Origin of the sequence: 'Prunus avium' virescence phytoplasma (assembly GCF_050916135.1) — a bacterium.
GTDB lineage: Bacteria > Bacillota_I > Bacilli_A > Acholeplasmatales > Acholeplasmataceae > Phytoplasma > Phytoplasma ziziphi.
Genome location: NZ_CP069156.1, coordinates 92,981 through 107,347, shown reverse-complemented (window position 1 = coordinate 107,347; position 14,367 = coordinate 92,981). Strand labels below are relative to the sequence as shown.

The following is a 14,367-nucleotide window of genomic DNA, read 5'->3' as shown; positions in this document are numbered from 1 at the left end:
ATTTACAATTATTATTATATCAAAAAAGTTCATTTAAACATTAATAACAACACACATAAAATCTAATTTTCAAATTATATTAAATAATTTTTATATTATTTAATATAATTTATTTAAATTTTGTTAAAATATAAAATATATATAATAATTTATTATTGTTAATAAAATTTTATTTTTATTCTATTATTTGTTAAATAAAAATCAGATAATCTCGATAAATTAATTAATTATGAAAATTAGCAAATTAAAGTCTAAATTTTTAATATTAATAAAATAAATTTTATTTTAATTTTGGAATTATTGAATATAATAAAAATTTCCTTTTCTTATTCGACAGAAATAAGAACAAAAGGCCATAAGGAGTGTTTTAAAAAATGAGAAAATATGAAATAATGTATATTTTGAGTCCTGTTTTGAACGAAAAACAAATTGATACTGTTAATAAAAATATTAATAGTATTTTTGAAAAAGAAGGTCAAATTTTGGAATATCAAAAAGCAGAATTAAAAGAACTAGACTACCCTATTAAAAAATTTAATCAAGGATTTTATAATAGTTTATTAGTGCAAGCTAATAATGATATGGTCAAAGAATTTAACCGAGTTATGAATATCACAGAAGAAGTTATTCGTTACATTATATTAAAAGTGGAAGATAAATAATGATAAATAAAGTAATTTTAGTAGGAAGAATCACTAAAGATCCTGAATTACGTTTTATTAATGGTGATGTCCCTTTAGTAAGATTTATTTTGGCGGTAAATAGAAATTTTAATAATAAATCAGGCGAAAGAGAAGCTGATTTTATTAACTGTACAGTTTGGAATAAACAAGCAGAAAATTTAGCTAAATATATTACCAAAGGTTCTATGTTAGGCGTCGAAGGTAGTATCAGAATTAATGTTTCCGAAAATAATAATCAAAAACAATTTTTTACAGAAGTAAGATGCGATTCAATTCAATTTTTAGAACCTAAAAAAAATAATTCTGATTCTGAGGTTTCTAATAATAATTCTAATTTTCAAAAAGAAGATAATTATAATCAAAACACAAATGAAAACCAAGACAATAAAACATTATTTATTGATGATGAGAATGTACCTTTTTAAATTTAAATCATAAAACATATGCATATATAAAAATACATATAAAAAAGGAGTTATAAATAAGAAAATGCAAAGAATCAAAAAATATTTTAAAAAACGTCGTAAAGTTTGTTTTTTTACTGAAAATAAATTTACTAAAATCGATTTCAAAGATATCGAATTATTAAGTAAATTTATGACTAATAGAGGAAAAATTTTACCAAGTATAATTACAGGAACTTCAGTTAAATGGCAAAAACGTTTAGCTAAAGCTATAAAAATATCTCGTCATATGGCTATCAAAAAGCAAAATGACAAAAACATTTAATTAAAATTATCAAAATAATTCCCATATAGATATAACAAAACAAGCTTTTATATTTTTAAATATCATAGCTTGTTTTCTTTTTTATTTAATAACAAATGTAACAAAATATTAACATTTATTAAAATAACATTTGATTCATTTTTTTAAAAAAATTAAATCATAAAATCCAAAAATTAATATAAGAAACGAGTTTTTATAACAATTATGTATAAAAAAATTCGAGAAATATTTTTTAAATATAAAAAAAATATATTAATAATTTTTTTAATTATTTTTTTTATTTTCACTATCATATATGATAGTGAAAATATTAAATCAATTATAGAAAAACCAAACGATACTTTTCAAGAAATAAAATCAACTGTTTTAAACTTATTTATAAGCGTTGTAGGAAAAATAATAATTCTTTTTATTGTTATTTGTATTTATTTCAATGTTCATTATTTAATGGAAATTAAAAGATTAAAAAATCGTTTAAATTTATGGGCTCATTTATCTTATTATGTTAATCAAGTAGGGGAAGAAGTTTTTAATGAATTGCCTATCGGGATTATTATAATAGATAATATTTTTCATAAAATTCAATGGATTAATAATTATGCTAACAATATTTTAAAAAATCCTGTTTTAAATACTGTTTTAAAAGATGTTAATTCTTCTATGGCAGACTTATTAAATTCTTCTAATGATAAAATCGTTTTGCATATAGGAAAAGAAGATTTTGATTGCATATATAAAAAAGAATTTAATGTATTTTATCTTTTCAATGTTACCGAAAGAGAACAAATCCAAACACTTTATAATCAAAAAACCCCTACTCTTATTTTTTTATCTTTCGATAATTTAGATAATTCTTTTAAAAAATTAGATTTGTCGGAACAATCTCAAATTAAAGTAGAATATTTAAGCTCTTTATCAGATTTTTTTGAAATTTATGAAAGTTATTTAAAGCAATTAACAGATGATAAATTTTTAATTTTATTAAATTATCATCAATTAGAAAATATAATCGCCGATAAATTTTCTATTTTAAAAACAATTCGTAATATATCTAATAAATATAAATTAAAAATTACTTTGTCTATGGGTGTCGCTTGTTATAATTTATCTTATAATCAGCTGTCTAATTATGCTCAGAATGCTTTAGAATTAGCTCAAAAAAGAGGAGGAGATCAAGTAGTTGTTAACATAGAGAATCAAAAACTTCAATATTTTGGCGCGACTACTACATCTTTAGGAACTGATTCTAAAATATCAGCTCGTATTAATTCTGAAATAATCGAAGATTTTATTTTGAAACATCAAAGTTGTTTTATTATGGGGCATGTTCATCCTGATTTAGATTCTTTAGGTTCAATGATAATCTTTTATAAAATCGCGTCGGCTATTAATAAAAATTATGAACATTATTTAATTATCGATGAATCCAAAACAGATTCTAATTTTAAATTTATTTATCAAGATTTACATAAAGAAGAAAAAAATTTAACCAATCTCATTATCACAACGGAAAAAGCAATGAAAATGATAGATGAAAATTCTCTTTTGGTTATTGTGGATACTCAAAATCGTGATATTGTGAACAGCCCTGAATTATTAAATTTAACTTCCAATGTAATTATTTTTGATCATCATAGAGCGACCGAAGATATCATTAATAATAAATTTTCATATGTTAATTCTACAGCTTCTTCTACTGTAGAAATTTTGATAGAACTTATTAATTTTTTCAAATATAATATTAACATTACCCCTTTTGAAGCTAGTTTAATGTATGGCGGAATGGTAATAGATACTAATTATTTCACTTCTCGTACTAATTCAAGAACTTTAGAAGCAGCTGCACAATTAATTTATTTAGGAGCTGATAGTTCTAAAGTTAAATTTTGGCTAAGAGAAGAATTGAATCAAATTCTAGAAATGAATGATTTAATTTCTAAAATGGAAATTTATATGGATAGATTCGCAATTGTCAAAAATAATAAAATTTGTAATGATCGTTCTTTTTTAGCTAAAATATCTGAAAATGTGTTAAATATTCAAAAAATCGACGCTGCTTTTACAATTTCTAAATTAAAAGATAATAAAATAGGAATAAGTGCTCGTTCTTATGGCGAAATAAATGTCCATATAATTATGGAACAAATAGGAGGCGGCGGTCATATTAACAGTGCTGCTACGCAAATCGAAAGCGATAACATAGATGACATCGTCCTTCAATTAAAAAATATATTGTTTTTAGAATATAAAGAAAGTTTAAAAAATATGAAAATTATTTTATTAGAAGATATTAAAAATAAAGGCCAAAAAAATGATATTATTCAAATAAATTCTGGTTATGGTAATTTTTTAATTAAAGAACAAAAAGCAATTTTAGCTAATGACCAAAATATCAAAAAACTAAAACAAGAAAAAATTTCGAAAGAAGAACAAAATAAAAAATATAAATTATTAATGCAACAAGTAAAAAAAGATATTGACGATAAAAACATTGATATAACAGTTAAAATAGGTCCTCAAGGAAAAATGTATGGCAAAATAACTTTAAATCAAATTATAGAAGAATTTCATAACAAATACAACATATTAATAAATAAAAAACAAATTGTTTTAGAAAGTGAAATTAATTCACTTGGAAAATATAAAGCTAATGTTGTTTTGACTCCAGAAATTATAGCTTCTTTTATCATAAATATCCAAGATATAGAAAAAAAATAATTACTTTTTATTAAAAAGAAAAAATATGAATGAAAAAAATATAAAACTACCTTTTTATCTAGAAGCAGAACAATCTATTTTGGGAATTATTTTGTTAGATCCTAAAAAAATTTTAACTACAATGGATAGATTAGACACAGAAGATTTTTTCAACATTGAACATCAATATATTTTTGAAGCTATGAAAACTTTATCTAAAGAAAACAAAGATATCGATTATGTATCTATTTTTAGTATTCTCAAAAATCAAAAACAAACTTTGACAGGAGGGCAAAAATATTTATTACAATTAACTGATAGTATTCCTTCTATTTATCATTTAGATAGTTATATCGATTTTGTTCGTGATGCCGCTCTAAAAAGAGAAATAATTACTGCCGCTTCAGCAATTTATAATGAAGGTGTTAGTAATCATGATATTGATTTTTCTAATTATTTAAATATTACTGAAGAAAAATTTTTTCAAATTTCCAAAAAGAAAAAAACTAACAATCTTCTCGAAATCAAAACATTATTAAAAGAAATTGAACATAAAACTATTTATAACAAAAGAGAACATAAACTTATCGGTTTAAGCACTGGTTATAGTAATTTAGACGATATTACTTTAGGTTTTAAATCAGAAGAACTTATTATTTTAGCCGCTAGACCTTCAATGGGCAAAAGTACTTTTATGTCTAATTTAGCTCTTAATATAGCTAAAAAAAATAATAAAGCTTCAATTGCTATTTTTAGTTTAGAAATGTCTAATGAACAATTAGGAACAAGAATATTAAGTTCCGAAAGCAAAATTTTGCATAAAAAAATTCAATTAGGAATATTAAATGAACAAGAAGTTAATTTATTAAAAGCCAGTTCTACAAACTTACAAAATTTAAATATTTATTTCGATGATTCTTCAAGCGCTAATATTTTAGACATTAGAGCTCAATGTCGTAAACTCAAAAATCAAAATAAATTAGATTGTATTATTATTGATTATTTACAATTAATCGGTAAAGTTAATAAACAAAACTTTAAATCTTTTTATAATCGTCAAGAAGAAATCGCTGATATTTCTAAAAGTTTAAAACAAATGGCACGTGAATTGAAAATTCCTGTTCTGGCTTTGTCTCAATTATCACGTGAAGTTGAGAAAAGAGAAGACAAAAGACCTATTTTATCTGATTTAAGAGATTCTGGAAGTATTGAACAAGATGCTGATATCGTTATGTTTTTATATCGTCCTAATTATTATAATAAAGGTGCACAAAACGAATTATCCGATTTAGGTTATACAGAATTAATTATCGCTAAAAATAGACAAGGAGCCACAGGAACTAAAAAATTTAATTTTAATTTAAATTGTCTTTCTTTTTTTGAAATAGAATAAAATTCATAAATATTGATTTATTTTCGTTTAACACAGGAGTTATAAATAAAATGCTAAAAAAACTTAAAATAATAAAAGAAAAATATTTACTGTTGCAAAAAAAAATGTTGAAAGATGTAAATAATATAGAAATTTTAAAAGAAATAAACGAATTAAACAAAATTGTTTCCATTTATGATACATATCTTATTTTAGAAAAAGAAAAAACGAAATTACAAAATTAATTGCTAAAAACAACATAACAAAAGAAGAAAATGAATTTATTGTTTTATTTAAAGAAGAACAAAAAAATTTAGAAATTAAAATAACAGAAAAATTAAATCAATTACAAAAAATATTATCATTTAAAAAAAAGATAATAGCAAAAATGCTATTATCGAAATTAAAGCGGCAGCTGGCGGAAGCGAATCAAATCTTTTTGTGGCTGATTTATTCCGTGCTTATGTTAAATATGCCGAAAGTAAAAAATGGAGAACAGATGTCCTTAATTTAGTAACTAGTCCTAAAAATGGTATTTCTTCGGTTGAAATGATTATTTACGGAGATAATGTTTATTCTTTTTTAAAAAATGAATCAGGAGTACATAGAGTACAAAGAGTGCCTGAAACAGAAAAACGTGGAAGAATTCATACATCTACAATTAAAATTTTAGTATCTCCCGACAAAGAAGAAAAAAAAATAGATTTAAATTGGAATGATATCAGAGTAGATACATTTAATTCAAGTGGTCCAGGAGGGCAATCAGTAAATACCACCAAATCAGCTGTTCGTTTAACTTATTTACCTACTGGTGATAGTGTAGCTTGCCAAATAGCTAAAAGTCAACATCAAAATAAAGAAAAAGCCTTTCAACTATTAAAAAATAAAATTTCTAATCAGTTAATATCAGAACAACAACAACAACAAAACAATATTAAAAAAAATTTAATTGGCAAGGGGGATCGTAGCGCTAAAATAAGAACTTATAATTACGCTCAAAATAGAATTACTGATCATCGCATCAATTTGACTTTACAAAAATTAGATTTTTTTATGGAAGGTAAAATAGATTTAATTATCGAACCTACAAATAACGAATTAGAAAAAAAAATTATCGAAGAAAAAATATAAATATGTTGAAATCCAAAATAATTATTTTTCCTACAGATACTGTTTATGGATTAGGTTGTCCTATATACGATCAGGAAAGTTTAAAAAAAATTTATACTATTAAAAAAAGAGACAACAATAAACCAATAAGTGTATTGTTTTTTTCTTTAGAACAAATAGAAGAAATAGCAATGATAGATAACAAAGTTAAAAAATTAGCTATTGCTTTTTGGCCTGGCCCATTAACTATTATCGTACCGACCACAAAAAAATATTATGATAAAACAAAAGAAAAAACAATAGGAATTCGAATACCAAATCATCCTCTAACTTTACAAATTTTAAATGAAAAAGGACCTTTAAAAACCACTTCTGTTAATAAAAGTGGTCATCCACCTCTAAATAATTATTTAGAGATTAAAAAACAATATCAAAATAAAGTTGATTGTATTTATCCTAATAAGGAAATATCATTAAATATAAGTTCTACTGTTATAGATATCACTTCTCCTAAATGGTTTTTGGTAAGAAAAGGATCTATTTCTTTATCAATGATAAATAAAATTTTAGATTAAATATTTTGATTTATCCAAAGATATCTTAAAGCTTTTTCTGGTTCTATCAATCCTTGTTTAACTTTATAATATATTTTAAAAAGAATTAAAAATAAATTTTCTATTTTGTCCATGGATAATAATTTAATTTCTTTAATTAAATTAAAAGTTTTGGGTAAAGAATATTGTAAAAGAGTGGATATTTCAACCTCTCTTTTTTTTTCATTTATCAAATGTTGAATTAAAATCATTTCTTGTAATTTTTGTAAAATTTGATAAATAATAAACATAGAATTATATTTATGATTTATCAAATTATCTAATAAATCAAAATTATCTTTCATTTTCGAATTATTTATAATGGAATTGATAAATAAAAATACACTATCGTCTGTAGAAACGACTAATTGTTTAATTATTTCTATATTTTCAATATTTTTATTTGAACATGATAAATAATATAATTTAATTTTTTGTATTTCTTCTTGTAATAACAATAAATTATTTTGAGTTTTTTGAATTAAAAAAGAAATAATTTTAGAAGTTACAACAAACCCATCTTCTTCAAAAAGTTTTTGAGTATGATTAATCAAATTTTGATATGATAATTTATTTTGTTTTTCAATAATAAAATAATTATTTATTTTTTCTTGTATATCTAGAGGAAAATTATTATCTTTTTCTTCAACTAAATAAATAATAATATTATTTTCTGGGTCTTTAAAAAAATTTAACAAAAAATTTAAATTTATATTTTTTTTTGAAAATAAAAAAGAAATATTTTCAATAAAAAGTACTTTTTTAACATAAAAAAAACAACTAGTATACAATTCTTTATCAATATTTTGAGCTATTTCGGGATAATTATCTTTTTGAATAGAATAAAACAAAAAATTATAATTCTTTTCATAACATAAACTCTTTAAATTATTTTTAATTTTCTCCAAAAAAAATTTTTGTTCATAAATAAATAAATTTAAAGAATTGATTTTCACAATAAACCTCTTAATAATAAATTTTTTTAATAAAATATTTATTTAAAAATTATCGATAGCTCTAGGATGATATTTAAAATATGTTTTTTTTAAATATTTTTGACTAATATGAGTATAAATTTGAGTAGTTGAAATATCTTCATGTCCTAAAATATTTTGCAAAGTCCTCAAATCTATTCCGTTTTCTAATAAATGAGTAGCAAAAGAATGCCTTAATGTATGAGGGGAACATTCGTTTCTTAAATTAGCTTTTTGAGCTATTTTTTTAAAAATTTTATAACATCCTTGTCTTGATAAACGTGCTCCTTTTTGATTTAAAAAAACAAATAAACTTGTTTTCTTTTTTAACAAAGAAGAACGTCCTTTTTGTAAATATTTTTTTAATTTTTTAGCAGAATATTCTGTAACAGGGACTATTCTTTCTTTATTCCCTTTCCCTATAATAATAATATAAGATTCTTCTAAATATAAATTAGACAAAGTTAAATTTAAAATTTCTGATATCCTTAATCCTGAACCATACATTAATTCAAAAATAGCTTGATTTCTTAAAGAATTCAAGCTATTTTTATCAGAAACACATTTTAAAAACAAAAAAACTTCTTTTAAAGACAAAACTAAAGGTAATTTTTTTTCTATTTTAGGAATTTTCAAAATAAGAGTAACATTATATTTTATTTTTTTTTCTAAAAATAAAAAATAATGAAATTTTTTAATAACAACAATTTTTCGAGCTAAACTTTTGCTGCTTATATTATAAAAATTAACAATATTTTCTAAAAAAAGAGAAATATCTTTTTGAGTGATTTGATTAGGATCTTTAATATTTAAATTTATTATCATAAAATTTAAATATTGATTTATATCATTTACATAAGCTTCAATAGTGTTTAAAGACAATAATAATTCATGTTCGATATATAATTTAAATTCTAACAAAAGATTTTTCATTATTATAATTATAAACTTTCTCTAATATCAAAAATTTTATTATTTTCTAATAAATTTTAAATTTATTTTATTCAAAGTAATATATATAACAAATGAATTTATAGCTAATTTAATAAAGGTTAATAATAAAGACATTAAATCGAGACTGCCATTCCAAATAGATAAAAAAGTAACAGAAACAACAGCTATAGAAAAGTTCAATACATTAATTGATGTGGATATAGTTCTATTTTTATAAATAACTAAATATTTCGCAATAATATCTATGCCGCCTGTGGAACTACCAATATTAATGCACATACCGATAGCAAATGCCGAACAAACAGATACAATTACAACCCTTAATAAAGACTTCCAAATACCAGATTCTTTTGGTATCCAACCAAAACAATGACTCCAATTATGCAGCTGTCCGTTAGAATTATTTATTAAAGAAGTCAATATAAATAAAAAAACAAAAAAACCAATAACATTAATCAAAGAATTCAAACTAAATTTAAAATCTAATTTGGGGAAAGAAATAAAAATAAATAAAAATAAATTCACAACAGCAAAAAAACAAGCCGCAAACCATCCATTAAAAGATTCATTTTTAATGCCCACAACATCTTTTAAAATTTTAGCAATAGCATCTCCGATGCCATGAATACCTGTAGTATACAACTTAATATTATAATCGCCGCTCATCAAAATAACATCAACAAAAGTATATAAAAACATTAAAAACAACGAAATAAGAAGAATTGTAATATTACATTTTGTTAAAAATTTATCATCATTATTTATATTCGTTTTTGAAATATTTTGACTTTTTTTCATTATATTAATTTTATATTTTCCGTATTCTAATTATTTTATTCTTTAAAAAAATTTAAACAACGATTACATAATTGTTCTAAATCTTTATTTTCTATAACGTTCCAACATCTAGGGCAAGTATTTCCTAAGGCTGGCATGATTTTAATCTCAAAAATTTCGGATTTTATTATTTCTAATTGCGACACAATTAATAATTGATGCAATTTATCTTTAATTTCTAAAACATTAATCATATCAATATATTTTAATGGTAATTTTAAAATTAATTTAGCTTGTAAAGATTTATTAATAATTTTATTTATTCTTGCTTCTTCTAATTGTTTTAAAACTTGTTCTCTAAAAGAAAAAAATAATTTATAATAAATTTGTTTGTGTTCTATATCTATCTTTTGAGAATAAAAAGATATCCATTCTTTTAATTCTTTGTTTTGAGGAATCGATTCTAAATAAATATCTTCTTTTGGAACAAAAGATAAATTTTGATATATTTCCGAAGTAGTATGAGGAATAATAGGAGTTAAAATTTTTAAAAAAGACATTAAAAGATCGTATATAGTAGATTGAATTACATTTCTTTCCCAATTATTTTCTTTTTCGATATACAAAATATCTTTGGTAAAATCTAGATAAAAAGCGCTCATTCTATTTGAAATAAACGGATATAATAAACTTAAAATTTGGTCAAAATTATAATTTTCGTAATATTCTATTATCTTAAGAAAAATATCTTGAAATTCTAAAATAAATAATTGATGAAATAAAGTTCTTTTTTCGAAAGAAATATAACATTCTTTAGAAGGATCAAAGTTATTTAAATTACCTAACATAAAACGAAAAGTATTTCTGATTTTTTTATATTTGTCTTCTATTTGCTTTAAGATAGTATCATCTAATCTAACATCTACATTATAACTAATATTAGCTACCCATAATCTTAAAATATCGGCTCCTTTTTGTTTTATAATTTGCAAAGGATCAACGACATTATTTAATGATTTACTCATTTTTTGTCCTTTTCCGTCTAAAACAAAACCATGTGTAATAACTGTTTTATAAGGTGCTTTTTGAAAAGCAGCTACAGAAGTAATTAAAGAAGAATTAAACCAACCACGATATTGATCTGCGCCTTCTAAATAAACATCAGCAGGTATTAAATCATTATTTGATTTTTGAAAAGTGCTATAAGAAGTTCCTGAATCAAACCAAACATCTATAATGTCTGTTTCTTTACGGAAAATATTGTTAGGGCTTTTTTTGTTTTGATAATTAGGAGGTAATAATTTTGAAGCTTCCCATTCGAACCAAATTTCTTTGCCATTTTTTCTTATTAAATCAGAAACATGTTGAATTAAAAATTCATCTAAAATTGGCTGTTCATCTTCTGTATAAAAAATAGGAATTGGAACACCCCAACTTCTTTGGCGACTTATCACCCAATCATTTCTATCTTTAATCATATTATGTATTTTAATTTGGCCCCATTGAGGAATCCATTTAATTTTTTGAATTTCAGATAATAATTGTTCTTTAATTTTTTCAATATTTAAAAACCACTGAGGAATAGCTAAAAAAACAACTGGTTTTTTTGTTCTTTCATCATGAGGATAAGAATGATTTAATATTGTTGAACTAATTAAAAGATTATTTTCTTTTAAATCTGAAACAATAATATAATTAGCTTTTTCATAAAAAAGACCTTGATATTTTCCTGAAATTTCAGTCATTAAACCTTTTTTATCAATGCTCAATAAAATATCTAATTTATACTTTTCGCTTAATAAAAAATCATCATGACCGTGCCCTGGAGCTATATGAACTAAACCTGTTCCTTCTTTATCCGAAACAAAAGTATCTAAAACAACTTTATTTTGTTTATTGAAAAGTTTATTTTCATATACAAAATTATTTAAAAAACTACCTTTAAAAGTTTTTATTATTTCTACCTTTGGCCAATCAAATTTTTCTTTTAAATTATTTAAAACCGAAACGCCTATAATATATTTATCATTATTAATTTTTATTAAATGATAATCTTTATTAGGATGCGCACAAATAGCTACATTGGCTGGTAAAGTCCAAGGAGTTGTTGTCCAAACTAATAATTTAGCATCTTGAAAAATATCTTCTTGTATATTTGATTTTACAAGCGGGAAAAGAATAAAAATAGAAAGTGTTTGATGATTTTTATATTCTATTTCTGATTCAGCCAAAACAGATTGTAAAAAAGGAGACCAATAAATAGGTTTTAATTTTTTAAAAATTAATTTTTTAGAAATCATTTTACCAAAAATATTAATTTGGTCAGCTACAAAAGAATTATTTAAAGTTAAATAAGGTTTGTTCCATTGACCTAAAACACCTAATCTTTGAAAACTTTTTTTCTGTTTTTCTATAAAATCTATAGCTACTTCTTGGCATTTATTTAAAAAATCTTTTTTAGAAGATAATTTATCTTTAGAATATTTTTTTAATATAACCGTTTCAATAGGAAGGCCGTGGCAATCCCATCCTGGAACATAAGGAGCATAAAAACCTTGCATCGTTTTAAAACGTACAATAAAATCTTTTAAAATTTTATTTAAAGCGTGTCCAATATGAATATTTCCATTAGCATAAGGAGGACCATCATGAAGAAAAAAAGAAAGATTATTTTTATTTTTTTCTAAAACTTTGTCATATAATCTAATATTTGTCCATTTACTTTGTATATCAATTTCTTTTTGGCTTAAATTAGCTTTCATAGGAAAATTTGTCAAAGGCATTAACAAAGTTTCTTTATAATCTTTATTTATCATAATATTCTCCTTGAATGTAAAATTATATAAAAAATTATAAATATTTTATTATTTTTTATTTAGAAACATTAAAATGAAAAGTAATAATATCTCCATCTTGAACTAAATAATTTTTTCCTTCTAATCTTAATTTGCCATTTTCTTTAACTTTGATAAAATTAGGAGTATTAACTAAATCTGCGTAATTACAAACTTCCGCTTTAATAAAACCTCTTTGAAAATCACTATGAATTATACCGCCGCATTCTGGAGCAGTCATCCCTTTGAAAAAAGGCCATGCTTTTGTTTCTTGTTTTCCTGAAGTAAAGTAAGTGTTTAAACCTAATAGTTTATAACTTTTTTGAATAATTTCTTGCAAAGCACTATTTTTTAAATTGTACATAGATAAAAAATTTTTTTGTTCCGCTTTATTCAAAAGAGATAATTCTTTTTCGAACAAAATACAAACAGGAATAAATTCTCTTATTTTTGTTTGACTATGAATGAACATGTGTTTAAAAAAATTATTATTTGTTAAATCTGATAAATCTTTTTCTTGAAAATTACCAATATAAATCATAGGTTTTAAAGATAATAAATTAAAATTTTTAATTATTTTTAATTCTTCCTTATTCCAACTAATTTGAGAAATATTAATATCTTTTTCTAAATAGGATTTTAATTTATTTAATATTTCTTCTTCCTCTAAAACTTCTTTATTTAAAGAAGATTTTTTTTGTTTATTAATTTTAGATAAACGTTTTTCGATTTGTTCTAAATCAGAAAGAATTAATTCTGTTTCAATAATAGAACTGTCTTCAATAGGATCTACTTTATCATTAACATGAATAATATTTGGATCTACAAAACATTTAACTACATGACAAATAGCATCCACATCTCTAATATGTGTTAAAAACTGATTTCCTAAACCTTCTCCTTTCGAAGCATTTTTTACTAAACCTGCGATGTCTATAAATTGAATTTGAGTTGTTATAATTTTTTGAGATTGCGACAAATTAGCTAAAAAATCAAGACGTTCATCTTGAACACCTACAACACCGACATTAGGTTGGATGGTAGCAAAAGGATAATTAGCTTCTAAAACTTTCATATTTGTTATAGCGTTAAATAAAGTTGATTTCCCTACATTTGGCAAACCTACAATTCCGACTTTCATAATTTTAATTATTAACCTTTTTTAATTTATAAATATATTTTTTAATCTTATTAATTTTGTTTATTATTTTTTTAAAAAAATAAACATAAATAATCGATTTATAGGATATTTCAATATTTTTAAAACTAGTTTCAAAATAATTTAGATAACTTCAAATATATAATATATATACATATTTTACTTTAAAAAATATTTTTTTTAATTATATTTATGATATTTTTTGAAATTTCATTTAATATTTATCTTTATAAAAAATATTTTGAATAATTTTATATTTGCGAATCCTTAAATTTATTAAAAATATTTAAAATTAATAAAATTTGTTAAATTTATTTAATTTATTATTATAATAAATTAAATAAATATTTAAGAATTACTTCTTAAAAATTATTCAAATTATTTTTTTATTTTATTTTTAGTTTAATTTATTATTAATTTATATTTTAAACATATTAAAAATAAATATAAAAAGGTGCGAATATGAATATGGTAATCAAAAATAA

At 22.1% G+C, this 14,367-nt stretch carries 11 protein-coding genes and 1 pseudogene; 7 read left to right on the top strand and 5 right to left on the bottom strand.

Features of this window, described 5'->3' with window-relative positions:
- The first annotated feature begins 374 nt into the window (after positions 1 to 374).
- The 7 genes and pseudogenes from rpsF to JNO41_RS00460 all read left to right on the top strand — a co-directional run bounded on the left by rpsF (position 375) and on the right by JNO41_RS00460 (position 7,166).
- Positions 375 to 662 (top strand): 30S ribosomal protein S6, encoded by a 288-nt coding sequence (rpsF, locus tag JNO41_RS00490; protein WP_121463990.1) that lies wholly within the window; start codon positions 375 to 377, stop codon positions 660 to 662.
- A complete protein-coding gene (locus JNO41_RS00485; RefSeq protein ID WP_121463989.1) occupies positions 662 to 1,108 on the top strand; it encodes a single-stranded DNA-binding protein in 447 nt (148 codons plus the stop codon). Before rpsF ends, JNO41_RS00485 begins: the two co-directional genes overlap by 1 nt.
- Positions 1,109 to 1,172: 64 nt before the next feature.
- Entirely contained in the window at positions 1,173 to 1,412 is a 240-nt protein-coding gene (rpsR, locus tag JNO41_RS00480; RefSeq protein WP_121463988.1) for a 30S ribosomal protein S18, read from the top strand.
- A gap of 204 nt (positions 1,413 to 1,616) precedes the next feature.
- The gene (gene rplI, locus JNO41_RS00475) at positions 1,617 to 4,130 is read left to right on the top strand and encodes a 50S ribosomal protein L9 (protein ID WP_121463987.1); all 2,514 of its coding nucleotides are present in this window, start codon (positions 1,617 to 1,619) and stop codon (positions 4,128 to 4,130) included.
- Positions 4,131 to 4,155: 25 nt separating this feature from the next.
- Entirely contained in the window at positions 4,156 to 5,502 is a 1,347-nt protein-coding gene (gene dnaB, locus JNO41_RS00470) for a replicative DNA helicase (protein ID WP_121463986.1), read from the top strand.
- Between the two features lie 50 nt (positions 5,503 to 5,552).
- Positions 5,553 to 6,612 (top strand): annotated as a pseudogene (locus tag JNO41_RS00465) (PCRF domain-containing protein).
- 2 nt (positions 6,613 to 6,614) lie between these two features.
- On the top strand, positions 6,615 to 7,166 hold the full coding sequence (locus JNO41_RS00460) for an L-threonylcarbamoyladenylate synthase (RefSeq protein WP_201736605.1): 552 nt from the start codon (positions 6,615 to 6,617) through the stop codon (positions 7,164 to 7,166).
- Here the strand turns inward: JNO41_RS00460 and holA are convergent.
- From holA to ychF, 5 genes are all read right to left on the bottom strand, one after another.
- Entirely contained in the window at positions 7,163 to 8,140 is a 978-nt protein-coding gene (gene holA, locus JNO41_RS00455) for a DNA polymerase III subunit delta (protein ID WP_161554982.1), read from the bottom strand. The two genes, JNO41_RS00460 and holA, sit on opposite strands and share 4 nt — an antisense overlap.
- 42 nt (positions 8,141 to 8,182) lie before the next feature.
- Entirely contained in the window at positions 8,183 to 9,091 is a 909-nt protein-coding gene (locus JNO41_RS00450; RefSeq protein ID WP_121463982.1) for a tyrosine recombinase, read from the bottom strand.
- A gap of 39 nt (positions 9,092 to 9,130) precedes the next feature.
- Positions 9,131 to 9,811, bottom strand: coding sequence for a YitT family protein (locus tag JNO41_RS00445; RefSeq protein WP_432729557.1), 681 nt, complete (start codon positions 9,809 to 9,811; stop codon positions 9,131 to 9,133).
- Between the two features lie 134 nt (positions 9,812 to 9,945).
- Positions 9,946 to 12,705 carry an isoleucine--tRNA ligase gene (ileS, locus tag JNO41_RS00440; protein WP_236628344.1) on the bottom strand — a complete coding sequence of 920 codons (2,760 nt, stop codon included), beginning with the start codon at positions 12,703 to 12,705 and terminating at the stop codon, positions 9,946 to 9,948.
- Positions 12,706 to 12,760: 55 nt separating this feature from the next.
- Entirely contained in the window at positions 12,761 to 13,864 is a 1,104-nt protein-coding gene (ychF, locus tag JNO41_RS00435) for a redox-regulated ATPase YchF (RefSeq protein ID WP_121463980.1), read from the bottom strand.
- Positions 13,865 to 14,367 lie beyond the last annotated feature (503 nt).